Here is a 20,341-nt window from a genome sequence, read left to right as displayed (position 1 = left end):
AGATTAATTTTATCAGTAACGCGTCAGGGCGCGTTTTGACACTCTTCAGACGTCGTAACGTCCGGGACGATGGTTCATGGCGATGATCAGATTGAGGATCACCGCGCCACAAATCGATGCCGCCAGCATCGGTAACGACACCACGAACAGTGATGCCAGCACCACGCAGGTGTCGACTGCCATTTGCAGTTTACCGGCACGAATACCAAAGCGGTCTTGTAACCACAGCGCCAGAATATTGACGCCGCCAAGGCTGGCTTTATGGCGAAACAACACTATAAACCCAATTCCCATTATCAGGTTACCGAACAGTGTCGCATAAAATGGATTCAGTGACTCAAAATGGACAAAAAGCGGATGCAAGTGGGTAAACAGCGAGACCAGGCCCACCGCGCAGAAGGTTTTTACGGTAAATGCCCAGCCCATACGGCGTACTGCCAGCCAGTAAAACGGCAAATTAATCACAAAGAATGCCAGACCAAATGAAGAGTGTGTCAGATAGCTAATCAGAAAAGCGATGCCGGCGGTGCTGCCGGTCAAGGCTCCGGCCTGTTTCAGCATCACCACGCCGAATGAGACCATCAGTGTGCCAATCAGTATCGCCAGACCATCTTCAACCCGGGTGTGTGGAATTTTTTCAATTGGTGCAAAGGAGGGAGCAGTATTATTCATCTGTCTGATTCTCAAGTAAATGACACTATCAGACAGCAAAAATCGCACCAGGCCACAGTGAAAAACAGCGCTAACAGCAGGGAAGAAAATAACTCATTGAAAAATAAAAGTCTTTATTTGTAAGCTTTGTGCGCAAAACAGCCTTAAAACTGCCTGATAACGCACAAAGACGCCAGTTAATGCACAAATCATGCAGATAATTGGCATTTGATGCACCATTATTGCGCATCACGCACCATTTTGGCGCACGTTGCTTTCCGGCAACATCATCAGGCCATTCTCTTTCAACCGATTAAGCACAACCGATGTTTTAACGTGCGACACACTTTGATGCCCGGCAACTAACTGACTGATTAGCGAGCTTAAACCTGCCAGATCGGCAACCGCGACCTTTAATAAATAATCGGCATCGCCGGTGGTTTTATAGGCGTCGACAATCGCGGGTTGCTCCGCCACCATCCGATGAAAACTCTCAACATATTCTGCGGTGTGATTGATCAGGCGCACTTCGATAAGACCAATCATGCCAAGGCCTACCGCATCGGGCGAGAGCCGCGCGTGATAGCCGAGAATCAGATTCGCTTGTTCAAGATTGATACGGCGACGCGAGCATTGTGATGCCGAAAGGCCGACTAAATCACTCAATTCCTGATTGGTCAGACGGCCATTGGTTTGCAGTAAAGTCAGTATTTTAAGATCAAAATCGTCAATGCTGGTCATTATCGATCCGTGTTGTATGAAGGGGCGCGGTGCCGCTACAGATAACCGCAATCTTTGCGGCGTTGTCCAACACTATTTTATGATGACAATGAGATCAGCGATTCGCAGTGTGGCCTCAAGGACGCTGGCTAAATTATTCGTCGTCGTACTGCGGCCCGGCATAATTATCGAAACGCGACCACTGACCGTTAAAGGTCAGGCGCACAGTACCGATTGGACCATTACGCTGCTTACCGAGAATAATTTCGGCGATACCTTTCAGATCGCTGTTCTCGTGATAAACCTCATCGCGATAGATAAACATGATTAAGTCGGCATCCTGCTCGATAGAGCCTGATTCACGCAAATCCGAGTTAACCGGACGTTTGTCAGCACGCTGCTCCAGCGAGCGGTTAAGCTGCGACAGCGCCACTACCGGAACTTGTAACTCTTTTGCCAGCGCTTTAAGCGAACGTGAGATTTCTGCAATCTCCAGCGTACGGTTATCGGAAAGTGAAGGTACACGCATCAGCTGCAGGTAGTCGATCATAATCAGGCTTAAGCCGTCGTGCTCGCGGAAAATACGGCGTGCACGCGAACGCACTTCGGTTGGCGTCAGGCCAGAAGAATCATCGATATACATATTCTTCTTCTCAAGCAGAATCCCCATGGTGGCGGAGATACGCGCCCAGTCTTCATCATCCAGTTGCCCGGTACGAATTCTCGTCTGGTCAACGCGTGACAGCGAAGCCAGCATACGCATCATAATCTGTTCGCCGGGCATCTCCAGACTGAAGATCAACACCGGCTTATCCTGCAGCATCGCGGCGTTTTCACACAGGTTCATCGCAAAGGTGGTTTTACCCATTGATGGACGAGCGGCGACGATAATCAGGTCAGAGCGTTGCAGACCAGCGGTTTTTTTATTGAGATCCTGATAACCGGTATCCACGCCAGTCACACCGTCGTGCGGCGTCTGATACAGCGACTCAATACGCGAGACCGTGGCTTCCAGAATCTGATCGACGCTTTTCGGCCCTTCATCTTTATTGGCACGGTTCTCAGCAATCTGGAAGACGCGCGATTCGGCCAGATCCAGCAAATCTTCACTGCTGCGCCCCTGCGGATCATAACCGGCATCGGCAATTTCATTGGCGACCGAGATCATATCGCGCACCACCGCACGTTCGCGCACGATGTCTGCGTAAGCACCGATATTCGCCGCACTTGGCGTATTTTTCGATAGCTCGGCCAGATAAGCAAAGCCACCGGCCATGTCCAGCTCACCCTTCTGCTCCAGCGATTCAGACAGGGTAATCAGATCGATTGGCTTGCCCATTTCCAGCAGGCGCTGCATTTCACCGAATATCATGCGATGTGGACGGCTGAAGAAATCCTGCGCGACCACGCGTTCGGCAACGTTATCCCAGCGCTCGTTGTCCAGCATCAAACCACCCAACACGGACTGCTCCGCTTCCAGCGAATGAGGCGGCAGTTTCAGCCCTTCCATCTGGCGGTCACGGGTTTCGTTCGATTTGTTGGTGGGTTTATTTCCTGCCATAGTGAATGCAATACCGAAAATCAGTTGAGAAGACGCGCAAGTATACTCGTTTGTGCGCTTAATATCCTCCCATCAATCAACAGGAGTGAGCATGGCAAAGCGGATACAATTCAGTCAGCACGGTGGCCCGGAAGTGTTGCAGCTGGTCAATATTGATGTCGCCGATCCAGCGGCCCATGAAGTACAGGTGGAGAACAAAGCGATTGGTATTAATTACATTGATACCTACTTCCGCAGCGGGCTCTATGCGCCAGCCAGTCTGCCTTCCGGCCTGGGTACCGAAGCGGCTGGTATCGTCAGCAAAGTGGGATCGGCAGTTACGGTGCTTAAGCCAGGCGATCGCGTGGTGTATGCGCAGTCAACGCTGGGTGCCTATAGCGAACTGCACAATGTTGATGCCAGTAAAGTGGCGCTGTTGCCCGATGCCATTACGTTTGAGCAGGCGGCGGCCTCATTTCTGAAGGGGCTGACGGTGCACTATTTGCTGCGCCAGACGCATGAAATACAGCCGAATGAGGTGTTTCTGTTCCATGCCGCAGCCGGTGGTGTTGGCTTAATCGCCTGCCAGTGGGCAAAAGCGCTGGGAGCACATCTGATCGGCACCGTTGGCTCAGCAGAGAAAGCCAGGCTGGCGAAGGATTCCGGCGCCTGGGCCACGATTAACTATCGCGAAGAAGATATTGCGCAACGCGTCAGCGAACTGACCGATGGCAAAAAAGTGCGGGTGGTGTATGACTCAGTGGGTAAAGATACCTGGGAAGCCTCGCTGGATTGTCTGCAACCCCGTGGTCTGATGGTGAGTTTTGGTAATTCATCCGGCCCGGTCAGTGGGGTGAATCTGGCGATTCTTAATCAGAAAGGTTCGCTGTATGTTACCCGCCCTTCACTGTTTGGCTATATCACCAATCGTGAAGAGCTGCAGCTGGCCAGCAGTGAACTGTTTTCACTGATCGCCAGCGGTGCGATTAAAGTCGATGTGCCGCCGCAGCAGAAATTTGCTTTGGCGGATGCGCAGCAAGCGCATAAAACCCTGGAAAGCCGTGGCACTCAGGGATCGAGTTTATTGATTCCTTGATCGGCAGATGCAAAGGGCCTTTTGATACAAGGCCCCATCTGGAAGCATTGTATAAAGTCTGCCATGACGTGGTACTGGGAAAACGTATTTCACTGCTTCCCGCAGCAGACCCATCCTCTGAATAATAGTTAAAAGAGGATTTCCGCAGGCTTATAAACGCGAGCGGGGCTTCCCGAAGGAAGCCCCTTTTTCTTTTTTATAGTTCGCGCTGTTTGTAGGGTCAGCGGCGATGAATACGTTTTCGACTCAACGGTTTCCATACTGGCAGAAAATATAAGTAAAAAATATGTTTAATTGCGAAAAACAGCTAAGTAAAAGTTACGATGTGATCCAGTCCGCATTTTTCATGGCTGATTTTTACGCAACCCATTGATTAATCACGGTGATTACCAGCGGCCCCGGCTTATTTTAGGCTTGTTACAGGCGCGATAAATCCACACGGCAACGACCGCTAATAACAGCCACGGCAACATCTTGATTACAATCGCAAACAATCCGCCGACCATCATCACCAGCGTGGCGACCACCAGTGCAGCCACGATGCCCAGTACAGAGACGCCGGTCAGCAGCAACATTAAAAAAAATCCAAGCACAAACAGGATTTCCATACGGCAAGCTCCATTAAATTAAGTATTGATTAGCTAATACAAAAAGCATGCCAGCTTGCTGATAACATTAAGTCGTTGATTAGCAGCGCAGTGGTGAAGGCAGAGTGGTGTGTTTTTGGTGAGATTAATCAAAAAATGGTTAAACATTAACTAACCCGGACAGCACGCTGCCGCCCGGGATGCTGGTCAGTCAGACCACTGGCGTGGCGGCAGGAATTTTATCAGCTACCAACGACAGCGCTTTTTCCACTACCTCAACATCCGCGCCAGGCTTATGGGCATTTTCGCTCAGGTAACGACGCCACTGACGTGCGCCCGGAATACCCTGGAACAGTCCCAACATATGGCGGGTGACATGGCCGAGATAAGTACCTTTTGCCAGTTCAGCTTCAATATAGGGATACATTGCCCGCACCACCGCCACTGGATCGCTGGCTGCGGTATCCAGACCGAACAACTCACGGTCGACCTGCGTCAGAATGCCGGGATTCTGGTAAGCCTCGCGCCCCATCATCACGCCATCCAGATGCAGCAAATGTTGCTTAGCTTCATCCAGCGTTTTTACCCCACCGTTTAGCGATAGCGTCAGCTGCGGAAAATCGCGTTTTAGTTGATACACACGTTCGTAGTCCAGCGGTGGAATTTCACGATTCTCTTTCGGGCTGAGGCCGGAAAGCCAGGCTTTACGCGCGTGAATGATAAACATGTCACAGCCACCCTGGGTGGCAACCGTCGAGATGAAGTCACAAAGAAACGCGTAACTATCCTGCTCATCAATACCTATACGGGTTTTAACCGTTACCGGAATCGACACCACATCACGCATTGCTTTAATACAATCCGCTACCAGCGCCGCTTCGCCCATCAGGCAGGCACCAAAACGTCCATTTTGTACCCGATCGGACGGGCAACCGACGTTAAGGTTTATTTCATTATAACCACGCGCTTCAGCCAGCCTGGCACACTGCGCCAGCGCCGCGGGATCGCTGCCACCCAGCTGCAATGCGACCGGCTGCTCTTCTTCACTCCAGGCAAGATAGTCGCCTTTACCATGAATGATCGCACCGGTAGTGACCATCTCAGTGTACAGCAGCGTTTGCTGTGTAAGCTGGCGGTGAAAATAACGGCAGTGACGGTCGGTCCAGTCAAGCATTGGCGCGATTGAAAAACGATGAGCAGGTAGATTCTGGGTCATGAAAAGCGATAACTCTGTGCGGTGGAATCGATGTCGATAATGTGCGCAATGATATCACAGAATAGCGTAGGGGCGAGGGATGCCTTGCCCAAAAGCCGCGTTGAAACTCTCAGGGACCACTAAGCCAGGGGGTTGTCATCCGCGTCGAAAAAAACAGAGCATTCGGCGTTTTTTGCTGTACGTGATAAAATAACATTTCAATTCGGTCCGGAGATTCCTCATGAGCGCTATCGTTCCTGAACAAATTTTGTCGCAGGCAGAGCAACTTTGTCAGCAGCGCAACGTGCGTTTAACGCCGCAGCGCCTGGAAGTATTGCGTCTGATGACCGAACAGAAAGGGGCTATCAGTGCCTACGACCTGCTGGATTTATTACGCGTATCCGAACCTCAGGCTAAACCCCCCACCGTTTATCGCGCTCTGGATTTTCTGCTGGAACAGGGATTTATCCATCGCGTTGAATCAAACAACAGCTATGTGGTGTGCCACCATTTTGAACAACCGCAGCACACCTCGGCGATGTTAATTTGCGATCGTTGTGGTTCGGTTAATGAGAAGCATGCTGAAGGCGTTGAAGATATTTTGCAGGCACTGGCGCGCCAGTCAGGATTCGTGTTGCGGCACAGCGTTATCGAAGCACATGGGCTGTGTATTGGCTGTCGGGAAGTCGAAGCCTGTACGCATCAGGAAAGTTGCCAGCACGATCATACGGTGGTGAGTAAAAAACGGGGGCGTTAGGTCATTCGTTTTAAAGTGGCACACTCCGTGTGCCTTGGGGTAGGAGCATCGTCCTTAAATGAACTTTAATGCTTTGAGGACTACCAGCGATGATCGCTGTTATGGGTTTCCCAGTCCTTAACTTCTTTTTCCGCTTCATCCTGAGCGTAGCCATAACGTTCCTGGATTTTACCTACCAGTTGATCGCGTTTACCTTCGATCACCGTCATGTCGTCGTCGGTTAATTTACCCCATTTTTCTTTCACTTTACCTTTAAACTGTTTCCAGTTACCGCCGGCTTGGTCGCTATTCATAATATATTTCCTCTACCTTAGGTGATAACAGCTTTGGTGTTTCGTATTAGCTACGTCTCTACTGTTAGAAGAAAACGCTGTCCATTCGCTAAACACAGAGTTAATTATAGTAGCTGAAGCACATTGCGAACCGATATGTAGAGATTACTTCTGCCTGACAGTCTTACAGATAGAATAACTCACTGAAAGATAGTCAGTTTTAAGGTAATCCAGCCATAGTGCCGCGGTGTAACTAAATATGTCTGACGCAAACCCAACTCGGCAAAAGATGAATACCAGCCTACCGCCACTGTTTATGGGCAACAGTGCCTTATTTATCACGTATCAGGCAGAGAAACTGCGGTGAGTAGAGATTACCGATGACCCAGGCATTATTTAACACGGCGATCTTTACATAGCGCCCGCTGCCGGCGTCGGTACTGAAGATCAACCTGTCCACCAGGCCGTCGGGCGAATCATCAGCGGCACGTTTGTCCATCGTGAGCCGGGTCAAATACGCGGTGTTACCGTTCTGCAGGGCGTAATTAAAGCACCAGGAGCGTGCAGTTGTATAGCTGACGCCAGCTTCGCTTATCTTTCCCACAACATCCAGATAGCCAGTATTATCATTGTGTAAGCTCAGATATATGTTCAGCCTGGCAGAGAAGTTTGCTGATTTATCGCGTATGGAAACGGCCGCAGAACAGTCATTGTCTAAAGTAGAGTAATTTTTTTTATGTCCGATGACGGCCGAGAAAATAGTTACAACGATAACAAAGACCGAAAGCATGAAGCCGATTATTCTACTCTTTTTTAGTTTCATAAGCGGTCTCGTAGAAATTGTAGCAGGAGGCGAGAAGTGTTCCGCTACGATCGTTCCTTTTGCAGATAGACAAAAATATTCTGCCGGGAAAACCATAATAAATTGGATCGGCTACCTGAATATAGATATCGTCATCAGATGTACAGCTCAGTTTTTCTGCATCAAGAACGTCCTTTATGATAGCCAGTTTCTGTTGTGCAGTTTCTGGCGATGCGGGTTTAAAAGCAAAGACCTGACAGCTATTAATTTTCCCCAGCAGCCAAGTTTTTTTACTGATCAGCTCGCCGTCGCTTTTATTGACAGAGAAGCTCCATTTTAGTCCCGATACGAGCGCCAAAATAAACAGAATCACACCAAGATTTATAAAAAAAAACCGGCGTTTTGTTCGTGGTTTGCTTTCTACCAGGGGAGATGGGCTGTCCTGTGGTTGATGAGTCGATGCGTGTTTTTCAACCTCGCAATCCCCGGACAACATAAAACCAATTCTTGGTACTGTAACGATAATTTCTTCGCTACACCCCATATTTCGAAACACTTGTCTCAGATCGGAAATATATTTATTCAGACTGTTATTTGAGCTTCTTAATCCATGTGCATCCCATACATGGCTAAGTATTTCATCTCTGCTTACGACTTCTCCTCGGTGCTCAAGTAAAAATGCCAGCAGGCGACTCATAGTAGCGGTTAATGTGATGCCGGATGCTTCATCTTGATCGAGCCAGAATAAACCATCAGTATTTCTGAATTTTACTTTGTTATTAATGATGTAGAACACCGTAGCTCTCGTGTGCTGAATAGTCCTAAAAATTATAGCCCTTTTTTCCAGAGTTGAACATACGGTTTAGAGAGGAAGTTTTTGGTGTGTTTATCTTAATTACATTTATATAACCTTATAAATTAGAATAATCTTCCTAATTAATCATTTTTACTTATACAAATGGCTGTTTTTTTTTACCAGAGACTACTATGGCTCTCGCTTTCGCTGACCAGCAACGTGAGTATTGAGAAGGAGAAGTCATGCATTGTTATTTTTCGATGATGTAATGAAAGAAAGATACCCAAGAAAATTCCCATATAAAGGTTGTGCCTATTGATGCCAGTGGTTAGTTAAGGTTGACCCTTTTAAATTTAAGGGATTAAAACTAACTTTTGCCCGGTTTTTTTTGCTTTAAATCAATGAAATATACAGTGGCCATGGCCTTTTTATCTGTTTATTTTTTTTATTGTTGGGAGAAAGGGGCTGCTATTGCATAATTTCTCAATCGTTGACCAGAACGAAAAGAGTGCATCACCAGAGAAAGTTCTTTGTTCGGTATAAGAAATGGATTTTTAAAATGGAATGGAACTGCCGTAATAACAATATAAAAGTAGTGAACTCTATTTTTTCAGAGGATAATTTTTTCGTCTACGGTCTTTGTAGATTGTTAAGCATGGATTTTATTAACGCCTTTTTCACCGTGCTCGATTTCGACTGCCAACACATAGATCATGTTCTTATGTCCGTCTCTGACGGTAAAGAGAAAGTCGCCTTTGTATCCAATGACATTGACTTTTATAAGGCAGAGAAAATTGGCATACCCCATGTTTTAGACAAAAGAAGTAGTGTGCAGGACATTCTCGGTTTTTTTTTACTTAAGCGTGATTCTGGAATTTATCATACCAAGAAAAAACTGACCCGGCGTGAAAAAGAACTTTTGACGTTAATGTCAGATGGTGTGACGCACCAGGAGATGACGACTAAGCTGGGAATTAATTATAAAACATTTTATACCCATCGCAGAAACCTGATGTTGAAATTAGGCTGTGATAATCGAATATTTCTGCAAAATTTATTTGTGCAGCGATAACCAAGCCCTCCGTCTGGATCGCTGAAAAAACACTTCACCAAAGTAAGTCAAATAAAAACGCTGTATCAATTGGAGTCATGCTGACTCTGTATTTCTGTCACCAATGCAAATGAAATATCAATAAGGAAATTAAACATGAGTACATTAGCCAAACTGAGCGCACTTTCCGTATTACTGGCCGCTTTTGGTGCAAGCGCGGCACAGGGTGAAGGGGTTGTAAACTTTAAGGGTACCGTTGTTGATGCCCCGTGCGGTATTGAATCTGATTCTGCCGATCAGTCCATCGATTTTGGTCAGATCTCAAAAGCCACACTGGCCGCAGGCGGTATTTCCCAGCAGAAAACTCTGGCTATCAAGCTTGTTGGCTGTGATGTCAGTAATGTCTCTAAAGGCGTACAGGTCACCTTCAACGGTAATACCATGTCTGCTCCAGGTGAAAATGGCACAACAGTACCGGTAGCAACCGAGCTGGCAACCTCTGGCCCGACCAACACGGCGATTATTATTAACAATGGTACTGACCTGAGCTTCGGTAAGGCGACCAACGATATTCCGTTGGGTGACGGTCAAAATACTCTGCAGTTCAATACCTGGGTGAAACAGGCTACGGGCAAAACCGTTGCTGCGGGCGATTTTACCGCGGTAGCGAACTTTAACCTTAGCTACCAGTAAATACAGGTGAGGAGCAGGGGAGGATTCCCTGCTCCTGATAAAGATCAAATCAGGGAAGTCTGGTTATTTTAACGATGTCTGCGATCACAATGAAAAATAATTTATTTGCCGTCATTAAAATGACTACAGCTGTGATCTGTCTGAGTTTCTGTAAATACTCGCTGGCAGTCGAATTTAATACAGACGTTATTGATTCCAGCGATCGGAATAATATCGATTTTACCCGTTTTTCACAGGCCGGGTATATCATGCCCGGGCAGTATCAGCTTCAGCTCGTCGTTAATGGACAGAACGTCTCGGTCAGTGAACTATCCGTCTCTTTTATTGATGTACCTGATAGCAAGGGCCAGCTGGTATCGCGGGCCTGTCTGACCCCCGAAATGGTGGCGAAAATCGGCCTTACTGAGGCATCGCTCGCCAGGGTGACGTGGTGGAATAACCACAGCTGTGCTGATTTAGCGCCATTATCTGGTAGCACTATTCAGGCGGACCTTGCCGCAGGTGAACTGAACATTACTCTGCCTAAGGCGCTGCTGGAATATTCAGACGCTTCATGGCTGCCGCCTTCCCGTTGGGAAAATGGTATTCCAGGCCTGCTATTTGATTACAACCTGAATGGGCTCGTGACGCGTCCAAATGAAGGCGATCAGAGCCAATCCCTGAGTTATAACGGTACCGTCGGCGCCAACTTTGATGCCTGGCGGCTCAGAGGGGATTATCAGGGCAGCATTAACCGTACGCAAGGAAGTGCGAACGGCACCCAAAGCCAGTCTGACTGGACGCGTTTCTACTTGTTCCGTGCGTTGCCACGGCTACAGTCAAAGCTGACGCTGGGTGAAAACTATATTAACTCTGACATTTTCAATGGCTGGGCATATACCGGCGCCTCTCTGGAAAGTGACGATCGTATGCTGCCGCCCCGACTGCGCGGTTACGCCCCACAAATTACCGGCATAGCGGAAACCAATGCCAGAGTCATAGTAAAACAGCAGGAGCGCGTGCTGTACGACTCTACCGTCCCTGCCGGACCTTTCAGCATCCAGGACCTGGACAGCTCTATTCGCGGGCGACTGGACGTAGAGGTGATTGAGAGTAACGGACAAAAAAAGACGTTTGTCGTCAATACGGCTTACGTACCTTATCTGACGCGTCCGGGACAATTGCGTTATAAACTGGTTGGTGGACGCTCTCGCTATTTAGGGCATGAGACGGAAGGCCCCGCTTTCACCGGTAGTGAGTTGTCATGGGGCGTTAACAATAACTGGTCGCTGTACGGCGGCGGAATTTTTTCCGGTTCCTATAATGCTCTGGCAATAGGTATTGGTCGCGATTTATATGAGTGGGGTGCACTGTCGAGCGACGTGACCCAATCCGTCGCGCGTTTTGATGGTAAAGAAACACTGATGGGTAAGTCCTGGCGCTTAAGCTATTCGAAACGCTTTGATGACGCGAATACGGATATCACCTTTGCCGGATATCGCTTCTCCGAACGCGATTATATGACGATGCAAGGTTATCTCGATACCCGCTATCGGAATAATATCGCCGGACATGACAAGGAACTTTATACGGTTTCACTGAATAAATATTTTTCCGAACAGCGAATGTCGGTAAATGTTCAGTACAGTCATCAGACATACTGGGATCTGGGTACGTCGAATTATTACACTCTATCTTTTAACCAGTATCTCGATATTCTGGGATTCAAAAATCTCTCTGTCGGCCTGACGGTATCGCGAACAAAATATCTTGACCGCGATGATAATGCCGGATTCCTGCGTATTTCTGTACCGCTGGGCACGGGTATGCTCAGTTATAACGGCAGTAAGAACGACAGCCGTTACTCGCAGACGATAGGATATAGCGACACTCTAAATAACGGCATGGACAGTTATAACATTAACGCCGGGTTAAACCACGGTGATAATACCAGTGGCGGAACATTTAATGGCTATTACAGCCGCCATAGTTCACTGGCCGATGTATCAGCCTCTTTTGCCACGGTACAAAATAATTATAGTTCGCTAGGTTTAAGCGCTTCCGGTGGAGCGACAATAACGGCGAAGGGAGCGGCTTTACATGCCGGTGGTCTGAATGGCGGTACAAGAATGCTGGTATCAACTGATGGCATCGCCGGCGTACCCGTGGATGGTGGGCGAGTGTTCACTAACCGTTGGGGAACGGGTGTGGTGACGGATATCAGCAGCTATTACCGTAACACAGTATCTGTTGATGTCAGCAAGTTGCCAGAGGATATCGAAGCCCCGCAATCGGTAGTTGAGTCCGCTCTTACGGAAGGTGCCATCGGCTACCGCAAATTTGAAGTTCTGAAAGGTGCGCGTCTGTTTGCCGTACTGCGTACCGCAGAAAATAATCATCCTCCTTTTGGTGCCGCCGTACTCAATGCCAAAGGTCGGGAATTAGGTATGGTTGGCGACGATGGCCTCGTTTGGATCAGCGGCGTTAATCCAGGTGAAACCCTGAGTGTCAGTTGGAACGGAAAGGTGCAGTGTCTCACCGATCTTCCTGACAACCTGCAGCCTGACCAGCAATTATTATTACCGTGTCGTGCAAATTAATAAATTATGTCGTCGGCAATCAGTCGGCGGGCAGAAAAGAACTGGAGAAAAAAATGTTTAAATTAAGGACGATAGTGTTGATTGTCGGTGTTTTTACGATATCAACAGGCTATGCCGCTATTTCAATGGATCGCACCCGAATTATTTATAATGGGGATGAAAAATCCATGGCGTTGAATATTGCCAATGAAAATAATCAATTGCCCTACCTGGCCCAGGTTTGGCTGGATAATGACAAGCAAGAAAAGCTCACCACCGGCCCGTTAGTGGTCACACCTCCGGTCCAGCGTCTGGAAGCCGGAACGAAAAGCCAGCTCAGGCTGATGTCTACCCCCGGAATCAATCAGCTGCCCCAGGATCGTGAAAGCTTGTTCTATTTTAACCTGCGTGAAATTCCTCCAAAGAGTGATAAAGCGAATGTTCTGCAGATAGCGCTGCAGACTCAGGTCAAACTCTTTTATCGTCCGGCGGCGATCAAAGCCGAACCTAATAAAGTTTGGCAGGATCAGTTGGTGCTGCATCCCGAAGCGGGTGGCTATCGTATTACTAACCCAACGCCGTATTACATCACCATTATTGGCTTCGGTGCTTCCCGCCAGGATGCTGAGAAAGGGAAATTTGAAGCGGTAATGGTAGCGCCAAAATCAGAGTTGCAGGTGAAAGCTCCCCAGACCGGAACGCCGTGGCTCACGTTCATTAACGACTACGGTGGGCGACCAACGCTGCCTTTCCGCTGTGAGGGTAGCCAGTGTACTGCTACAGACAAGGGCTGACGATGATCAGGCTCCTTGTCTGCCTGATGATGTTATGCCTGCTTGGCCTCTGTGGGCGAGCCGGAGCCGATGTGGTCTTTACCGGAAATCTGCTGGATCGTCCTTGCCAGCTGGATCCGGCATCGGCGGGACAAGATGTGACTTTTTCCGAAAGCGCACTGCCACAATTTCACAACGCGCCCGGCAGAAGCAACAACAAAAACTTCGCGATCAAATTGCTTAACTGTCGGGCGGAGTCACTTGGGAAGATTGTCAAAGTTGTCTTCTCAGGCGAGGCAGAACAACGCGTGCCGGGGGCACTTAAAGTCTCAGGAGTCAATTCTGGCAAGTTAGCGGTTCAAATTATCGATACGGACGGTAAGACGCCACTGGCTCTGGGAGACGCCCACCACGCCGGCAATGGAGAGGTGATTGCCTCCGAGATCGTTACGCTCAACTTTAGCGCCTATGTACAGGCCACGCCTGAAGCTCTGGCTGACAAAAGCGTGCAGCCAGGTGATTACAGCGCGATCGCTACTTTTGAAATTAACTATCAATAATGTCAAACAGATAAAGGAATAAGAAATGCTGCGTTTTAAAATAAAAATTGGCACGCTACTGGCTGCCTGCATTCTGCCGCTGACCGCCCAGGCGGATACCAGTATGGTTTTCACCGGTAATCTTGTCGTTCCACTGTGTACCGTGAACAACAACACTCAGGTGACAGTGCCGTTCGGCGACGTGGAGATCCAGACGCTGACCGCGGTAAACACTCCTTACGACCTGCAAGAGATAACGATCCCCGTCAACTGCCCTTACACTCTCGGTGCGCCGAGGCTGACAGTGACTTCATCGACGGTTCACGATGCGGCCCAGGGCGTACTACAGACCTCGAAATACAGCGAAGGGTTGGTTGTCTATTTACGTCAGAAAAATGGCACGACTGCCCTGCCGCTGGGGACAGAAACCGATGTCACCTCATCCGTTACCGGTAGTGGCACCGCCCGGACCCTGGCCCTGACGGCCGGTATCGGACGCATTAAAGATCTTGATGCGCTGACGCCTGGAGAGTTTACCGCCAGCTCAACACTACAGGTACGCTATCAGTAATATCCGGCCAGAAGAGCAATAAAGGATGGCCAGCACCATTGTAAAGCTGCATTGATCCGGACTCAGGCAGCTTCCGCTGAGCTGGCCTGACAATATGAACAGGCGAAGACCTTTTCAGATGCATAGCAGCGTTAAAACAGCACAGACGGATCTACTAAGAGGCGTAAAAATTATGTCGCTAAAATTAATGAAAATAACAGCAGTAATTTCTTACTCGATGCTGTTTCTGTCTGGCAGAACACTTGCAGAAGATATCCCTATCAGTATTACAGGAGAGGTCTATATTCCTGCCTGTCAGGTTAATGGCGGAGAAACGATCGAAGTAAAGTTTGGAGATATATCCGTAACGGACGTGGCCAACCCAAAAAATTATCAAAAAATTAGTGTGCCAATTACTTGTGATTATCCTCAGGGAACAGCTTACGTGAAGGTGACAGGGACTCAACTGGGCGCGAATACAAACGTACTGGCAACGAATGTCAGCAATTTTGGCATTGCTCTTTATCAGGGAGAGGGAACGTCCACTAAATTAACCCTTGGAGGGGGGACAATCTATGGGTCAGTATCCATTGGTTATCCAATCACTAATGGGCTTTCAGGAAAAGAATCAGGCGTTTTCGTTTTCACAGCAGTGCCATTTAAAAATGGTACCGGTCAGTTGGAGACAAAGGCATTTTCGGCCTCTGCAAGTATGAGTATAAGCTACTTTTAGTTATAAACGCCTCAGGTGTCTCAGCACGTCACGATTGTAAATGCCAGGCCAGATTTTTGTGAAGAAAATTATGAATCATTGCGGATATATCTCAATGCGTTCGAGAAATAGCAGTTACACAATATGATTACAGCATCAGCCATGCTGGTTTTTATTGTGTGATTCTGAAAATAATTTTTAAAAGGAGTTGAAAAGGTGAAAGTAGTAAATTACTTTTTATCGGGTATTTTTCTTTGCTGTAGCGTACCCGCGTTTGCCTATGACCCTTGCCGTGATTTGCAAATATTGTGGCAAATGGATGATAACGCTCAGGCAATCCCTCCGATAACCGTCAGTAATGGTAGTACAGCGGAATACTTTGACATCACTTTACCCGGGTTACCGTCCACGTCACCGGGAAGGGTATCATGGCTTCAACGCAATAATGTTCCCTATAACACGCCGAATCTTGCAAGTGGAAATGGCACCAAGAACCTGGCGACATGGATAGCATTACCCTCTGGTGATAGTGATGTATCTCTGGGGGATGGATTGAAAGGACGGGTAGAAGTTATTTCCGGAAACTATCTGGTGCGGGGAATCTATTCAGGTTTTCAGACCTATTCTGGTCCGTATAAATACAATAGCTGGGTAGGAAATTTCCCGAGTGGTCTTAACGTCGGATCCACTTATCCGCTGGTCGAAAACTCTTTTTCTGAGACCAAATTGCGCGTTTATATCGCCAAAGGAAGCGCTTTTTCGGGTACATATAATGTGAGAATTCCAATAAAGATCGGAGCTGAAGAGTGGTATAAGGGTGAAAAAGTCTGTTCTGGTGGAGCAGGAGTGGAAAGTGCAGTTGCAGCTATGCAAAACCGATTTGCTCCAGTGCAGGTTAATGTGATAGCCAGCTGTTCTTTGACCGGAGGCAATAATATCGCCATTAATCATGGAAAAATAACCACCGCACAGGCTCGTAGCGGACATTCCTCAAGTACTTATTTCGGAGTTAATTGCGGCACACCGTCTAACGTGCAGTTAACCTTTGAGGGTGTTCAGCCTGTTACCGGGGAGGCTAAAAATGTGACGAAGTGTGGTAATAATGGAAAATGTACATTGACGATTGATGATAATGCCAGCTTTGTTGGTGTTGTCGATGGCAGTAAAAATTTTAAGATAAGCTCCGTCTATCAGACCGTTGGATCCAGCACCCCTGACTCAGGCGCTTTCTCGGGTAATGCAATATTGAGAGTTCTGATGCAATAAAATAGACAATGTAAGTCACGGCGCGTGCCTGCGGAGGATAACAGCACGCGCTAAAGGAAGTAGAAGGTTACAGCCAGTTGCCGTTGCGAATCACACCGACCGCCAGACCTTCAATCGTCAGGGTTTGCTGACGAAGATCGACCACAATTGGCTGAAAATCACTGTTTTCAGGCAGTAACTGAACCACATTACCTTGTTTCTTCAGTCGTTTGACGGTGACTTCATCGTCAATACGCGCTACGACAACCTGTCCATTACGCACGTCCTGAGTCTTATGCACTGCCAGCAGATCGCCATCCATAATACCGATGTCTTTCATCGACATGCCGCTGACGCGCAACAAGAAGTCTGCATTAGGTTTAAACAGATTGGCGTCGACCTGAAAATGGCCTTCAATATGCTGTTCTGCCAGCAATGGTTCACCCGCTGCGACGCGACCGATCAGCGGCAGGCCGCTCTCATCTTCCATCATCAGACGAATGCCGCGCGAAGCGCCGGAAACGATCTCAATCACACCCTTACGCGCCAGGGCTTTCAGATGCTCTTCCGCGGCGTTGGGGGAACGGAAACCTAATTGCGAGGCAATTTCGGCGCGTGTAGGAGGCATACCCGTCTGATTAATATGGTCACGAATCAGATCATAGACCTGCTGCTGCCTTGCCGTTAATGCTTTCATTCCGCCCCCTGGTTGTTTATACAGTCGCTGTGAGTATATACAGGTATTCGCTGCTTTGAAACCTAAAGCTGCGTAAAAAACGACTGCTTGTCAATTTCTGCCTGGTCAGGCGAAATGTGCCCATAACAGCATTATCCAGACAAATACCGCTAACAGAATGGTGAGTAACACCGCCGCAGACCCCATATCCTTGGCGCGTCCGGAAAGCTCATGCATTTCACTGCCGATCCGATCCACCACCGCTTCTATCGCGCTGTTAAGGATTTCTACGATAATCACCAGCAGTACTGAGCCGATTAGCAGTACACGAGTGATGGCATCCACATCAAGCCAGCAGGCAATAACGATCGCCACCACTGCTGCGATCAACTCCTCGCGAAATGCGGCTTCATGCTGCCAGGCGGCACGCAAACCTTTCCATGAATAACCTGCTGCTTTCACAATTCGCGCCAGGCCGGTTACATTATTTGTCATAATCAGGGAACCCTTTGAGATGTTTAACGTCCACCAGAGGGTGGCGCACGTATTGCAACACAACAGATCTTAATAGCGCTTTCTGGTATGCTTGCCGCGCTTTGCTAACAAGAGGCTTCATGTTGTCTATGTCAGGTTGGCGTAATTTCTATTACAAGTTACTAAACTTACCCCTCTCATTTCTGGTGAGAAGTAAGGCTATTCCGGCCGATCCGGTAGCTGAACTCGGGCTCGATAGTTCGCGCCCCATTATGTATGTATTGCCTTATGATTCAAAGGCGGATCTCCTTGCATTGCGATCGCAATGTCGTAAACGCGACTTGCCCGATCCGTTGGAGCCGCTGGAAATCGATGGCACGGTTTTGCCACGCCACGTGTTTATCCACGATGGACCGCGCGTGTTCCCCTACTTCGTTCCCAATCTGGAGTCGGTAAAGCTGTTTCACGAATATCTGGATCTACACCGCAGTAATCCCGATCTTGACGTGCAGATGGTGCCGATTTCCGTCATGTTTGGCCGTGCGCCGGGTCGCGAAGTTCAGGGTGAACAGACGCCACATCTGCGCGTGCTGAACGGCATTCAGAAGTTTTTTGCCGTTCTCTGGTTAGGACGCGACAGCTTCGTGCGTTTCTCTCCTACCGTGTCACTGCGCCGTATGGCGACTGAACACGGCACCGATCAAACTATCGCCCAGAAGCTGGCCCGCGTTGCGCGTATGCATTTCGCTCGTCAGCGTCTGGCGGCGATCGGCCCGCGTTTGCCGGTGCGTCAGGAGCTGTTTGGTCGGCTGCTGCAATCCAAAGCCATCGCTAAAGCGGTCGAAGATGAAGCACGCAGCAAAAAAATCTCCCATGAGAAGGCACAGCAAAACGCAGTTGAGCTGATGGAAGAGATCGCCGCTGACTTCTCTTACGAAGCGATTCGTCTTACCGACCGCGTGATGAGCTGGACGTGGAGCAAGCTTTATCAGGGCATTAACGTCAACGGTGGCGAACGTGTTCGTCAGCTGGCGCAGGATGGCCATGAAATCGTTTATGTTCCCTGCCATCGCAGCCATATGGACTACCTGCTGCTGTCGTATGTGCTGTATCACCAGGGCTTGGTGCCGCCGCACATTGCTGCCGGTATTAATCTGAATTTCTGGCCTGCGGGCCCGATCTTCCGTCGTCTGGGTGCGTTCTTTATCCGCCGTACTTTTAAAGGCAATAAACTGTACGCCACGGTGTTCCGCGAATATCTCGGCGAGCTGTTTACCCGCGGCTATTCGGTGGAATACTTCGTCGAAGGGGGGCGTTCGCGCACCGGGCGTCTGCTCGATCCGAAAACCGGTACCTTGTCGATGACCATTCAGGCGATGCTGCGCGGCGGTAACCGCCCTATCACGCTGGTGCCAATCTACATTGGCTATGAACACGTGATGGAAGTAGGCACTTACGCCAAAGAGTTGCGCGGTGCTACCAAAGAGAAAGAAGGCTTTATGCAGATGGTGCGCGGTTTACGCAAACTGCGCAATCTCGGCCAGGGCTATGTTAACTTTGGTGAACCGCTGCCGTTGATTAACTATCTGAATAAGCATGTGCCTGAATGGCGTGATTCTATCGATCCGATTGAAGCTCAGCGCCCGGCCTGGCTGACACCGGCGGTAAATGATATCGCTCAGCGCGTGATGGTGCGGATTAATAACGCCGGCGCGGCCAACGCCATGAACCTTTGTGTCACCGCGCTGCTGGCTTCTCGTCAACGTTCATTAACGCGCGAACAGTTGACCGAGCAGCTCGACTGCTACATCCAGCTGCTGCGTAATGTGCCTTATTCGCCTGACGCTACCGTACCGGATATGACGGCGGAAGCGCTGCTGAACAGCGCGCTGGGAATGAATAAATTTGAAACCGAGCAGGACAATATCGGTGACATCATTATTCTGCCGCGTGAGCAAGCGGTGCTGATGACTTACTATCGCAACAATATCCATCATATGCTGGTGTTACCGGCGTTGATTGCCGCCATAGTGCAGCAGCATCGCGAAATTTCGCGCGCGGAGCTGTTGCGTCAGGTCAGCGTTATTTATCCGATGCTGAAAAGTGAGCTGTTCCTGCGCTGGAATAAAGAGGAGCTGCCACAGGTACTGGATGAGATGATCGCTGAATTGTCGCGTCAGGGTCTGGTCACTGCCGATGAGAGCACTCTGCGCCTGAATCCGTCACGCTTCCGTACCCTGCAGCTGCTGGCCGCAGGGGTACGCGAAACATTGCAACGCTATGCGATTACCTTCTCAATTCTCAGTGCAAATCCGGCGATTAACCGGGGTTCACTGGAAAAAGAGAGCCGCACTATGGCCCAGCGCTTGTCAGTGTTGCACGGGATTAATGCCCCGGAATTCTTTGATAAGGCGGTATTCTCTTCACTGGTGCTGACGCTACGTGATGAAGGCTATATCAGCGATACCGGCGATGCTCAGATTGAACAGACGCAGAAAGTGTACCTGCTACTGGCCGATCTGATTACTCAGGAAGTACGGCTGACGATTGAGAGCGCAGCGGCGCTTGAAGTCTTAACGAAACCTTAATCGCTGATTTATGCCGCATGAAAAACGCCCGATAAGTTATCGGGCGTTTTTTTTTGCTGCGCAAGC

At 48.9% G+C, this 20,341-nt stretch carries 21 protein-coding genes; 11 read left to right on the top strand and 10 right to left on the bottom strand.

Features of this window, described 5'->3' with window-relative positions:
* Positions 1-45: 45 nt before the first annotated feature.
* The 3 genes from ACP3TC_RS00975 to dnaB form a co-directional block, all read right to left on the bottom strand.
* Entirely contained in the window at positions 46-672 is a 627-nt protein-coding gene (locus ACP3TC_RS00975) for a YitT family protein (RefSeq protein ID WP_313854226.1), read from the bottom strand.
* 228 nt (positions 673-900) lie between these two features.
* On the bottom strand, positions 901-1,392 hold the full coding sequence (locus ACP3TC_RS00970; RefSeq protein WP_426817338.1) for an Lrp/AsnC family transcriptional regulator: 492 nt from the start codon (positions 1,390-1,392) through the stop codon (positions 901-903).
* 133 nt (positions 1,393-1,525) lie between these two features.
* On the bottom strand, positions 1,526-2,932 hold the full coding sequence (gene dnaB, locus ACP3TC_RS00965) for a replicative DNA helicase (protein WP_313854228.1): 1,407 nt from the start codon (positions 2,930-2,932) through the stop codon (positions 1,526-1,528).
* A 91-nt stretch (positions 2,933-3,023) separates the two neighbouring features.
* Here dnaB and ACP3TC_RS00960 point away from each other — a divergent pair, with 91 nt between their 5' ends.
* Entirely contained in the window at positions 3,024-4,007 is a 984-nt protein-coding gene (locus tag ACP3TC_RS00960; protein WP_313854229.1) for a quinone oxidoreductase, read from the top strand.
* Positions 4,008-4,393: 386 nt separating this feature from the next.
* Here the strand turns inward: ACP3TC_RS00960 and pspG are convergent, their stop codons facing one another.
* On the bottom strand, positions 4,394-4,615 hold the full coding sequence (pspG, locus tag ACP3TC_RS00955) for an envelope stress response protein PspG (RefSeq protein ID WP_313854230.1): 222 nt from the start codon (positions 4,613-4,615) through the stop codon (positions 4,394-4,396).
* 190 nt (positions 4,616-4,805) lie between these two features.
* Positions 4,806-5,810 (bottom strand): tRNA dihydrouridine(20/20a) synthase DusA, encoded by a 1,005-nt coding sequence (gene dusA, locus ACP3TC_RS00950; protein ID WP_313854232.1) that lies wholly within the window; start codon positions 5,808-5,810, stop codon positions 4,806-4,808.
* Positions 5,811-6,030: 220 nt separating this feature from the next.
* Between dusA and zur the strand changes: the two genes are divergently transcribed.
* Positions 6,031-6,546, top strand: coding sequence for a zinc uptake transcriptional repressor Zur (zur, locus tag ACP3TC_RS00945; RefSeq protein ID WP_313854233.1), 516 nt, complete (start codon positions 6,031-6,033; stop codon positions 6,544-6,546).
* Between the two features lie 80 nt (positions 6,547-6,626).
* On the opposite strand, the gene ACP3TC_RS00940 is transcribed toward zur, so the two are convergent.
* The 3 genes from ACP3TC_RS00940 to ACP3TC_RS00930 form a co-directional block, all read right to left on the bottom strand.
* The gene (locus ACP3TC_RS00940) at positions 6,627-6,839 is read right to left on the bottom strand and encodes a CsbD family protein (protein WP_313854234.1); all 213 of its coding nucleotides are present in this window, start codon (positions 6,837-6,839) and stop codon (positions 6,627-6,629) included.
* Between the two features lie 310 nt (positions 6,840-7,149).
* The gene (locus tag ACP3TC_RS00935) at positions 7,150-7,641 is read right to left on the bottom strand and encodes a FidL-like protein (protein ID WP_426817337.1); all 492 of its coding nucleotides are present in this window, start codon (positions 7,639-7,641) and stop codon (positions 7,150-7,152) included.
* Positions 7,622-8,416, bottom strand: coding sequence for a winged helix-turn-helix domain-containing protein (locus tag ACP3TC_RS00930; protein ID WP_313854237.1), 795 nt, complete (start codon positions 8,414-8,416; stop codon positions 7,622-7,624). The genes ACP3TC_RS00935 and ACP3TC_RS00930 overlap by 20 nt, the downstream gene beginning before the upstream one ends.
* A gap of 559 nt (positions 8,417-8,975) precedes the next feature.
* Between ACP3TC_RS00930 and ACP3TC_RS00925 the strand changes: the two genes are divergently transcribed.
* The 8 genes from ACP3TC_RS00925 (at position 8,976) to ACP3TC_RS00890 (ending at position 16,558) form a co-directional block, all read left to right on the top strand.
* Positions 8,976-9,488 carry a helix-turn-helix domain-containing protein gene (locus ACP3TC_RS00925; RefSeq protein ID WP_313854238.1) on the top strand — a complete coding sequence of 171 codons (513 nt, stop codon included), beginning with the start codon at positions 8,976-8,978 and terminating at the stop codon, positions 9,486-9,488.
* Between the two features lie 135 nt (positions 9,489-9,623).
* A complete protein-coding gene (locus tag ACP3TC_RS00920) occupies positions 9,624-10,160 on the top strand; it encodes a fimbrial protein (protein WP_313854241.1) in 537 nt (178 codons plus the stop codon).
* An 89-nt stretch (positions 10,161-10,249) separates the two neighbouring features.
* Entirely contained in the window at positions 10,250-12,739 is a 2,490-nt protein-coding gene (locus ACP3TC_RS00915) for a fimbria/pilus outer membrane usher protein (protein ID WP_426817336.1), read from the top strand.
* Positions 12,740-12,792: 53 nt separating this feature from the next.
* Entirely contained in the window at positions 12,793-13,512 is a 720-nt protein-coding gene (locus tag ACP3TC_RS00910) for a fimbrial biogenesis chaperone (RefSeq protein WP_313854243.1), read from the top strand.
* Between the two features lie 2 nt (positions 13,513-13,514).
* Positions 13,515-14,051 carry a fimbrial protein gene (locus ACP3TC_RS00905; protein ID WP_313854245.1) on the top strand — a complete coding sequence of 179 codons (537 nt, stop codon included), beginning with the start codon at positions 13,515-13,517 and terminating at the stop codon, positions 14,049-14,051.
* A 25-nt stretch (positions 14,052-14,076) separates the two neighbouring features.
* Complete coding sequence (locus tag ACP3TC_RS00900; protein ID WP_313854247.1) at positions 14,077-14,601, top strand: fimbrial protein; 525 nt, start codon at positions 14,077-14,079, stop codon at positions 14,599-14,601.
* A gap of 172 nt (positions 14,602-14,773) precedes the next feature.
* Complete coding sequence (locus ACP3TC_RS00895) at positions 14,774-15,313, top strand: fimbrial protein (protein ID WP_313854249.1); 540 nt, start codon at positions 14,774-14,776, stop codon at positions 15,311-15,313.
* Between the two features lie 195 nt (positions 15,314-15,508).
* Positions 15,509-16,558 (top strand): hypothetical protein, encoded by a 1,050-nt coding sequence (locus ACP3TC_RS00890; RefSeq protein ID WP_426817335.1) that lies wholly within the window; start codon positions 15,509-15,511, stop codon positions 16,556-16,558.
* 67 nt (positions 16,559-16,625) lie between these two features.
* On the opposite strand, the gene lexA is transcribed toward ACP3TC_RS00890, so the two are convergent.
* Positions 16,626-17,234, bottom strand: a complete 609-nt coding sequence (gene lexA, locus ACP3TC_RS00885; protein WP_313854251.1) for a transcriptional repressor LexA — start codon at positions 17,232-17,234, stop codon at positions 16,626-16,628.
* Positions 17,235-17,339: 105 nt separating this feature from the next.
* On the bottom strand, positions 17,340-17,708 hold the full coding sequence (locus tag ACP3TC_RS00880) for a diacylglycerol kinase (RefSeq protein WP_313854252.1): 369 nt from the start codon (positions 17,706-17,708) through the stop codon (positions 17,340-17,342).
* Between the two features lie 128 nt (positions 17,709-17,836).
* On the opposite strand from ACP3TC_RS00880, the gene plsB reads away from it, so the two are divergent.
* On the top strand, positions 17,837-20,275 hold the full coding sequence (plsB, locus tag ACP3TC_RS00875) for a glycerol-3-phosphate 1-O-acyltransferase PlsB (protein WP_313857825.1): 2,439 nt from the start codon (positions 17,837-17,839) through the stop codon (positions 20,273-20,275).
* The last annotated feature ends 66 nt before the right edge of the window (positions 20,276-20,341 follow it).

Origin of the sequence: Winslowiella sp. 2C04 (assembly GCF_050037805.1) — a bacterium.
Taxonomy (GTDB): Bacteria; Pseudomonadota; Gammaproteobacteria; order Enterobacterales; family Enterobacteriaceae; genus Erwinia; species Erwinia toletana_A.
The sequence above is the reverse complement of the archived record's forward strand: the minus strand, read 5'-3'. Positions and strand labels throughout refer to the sequence as shown.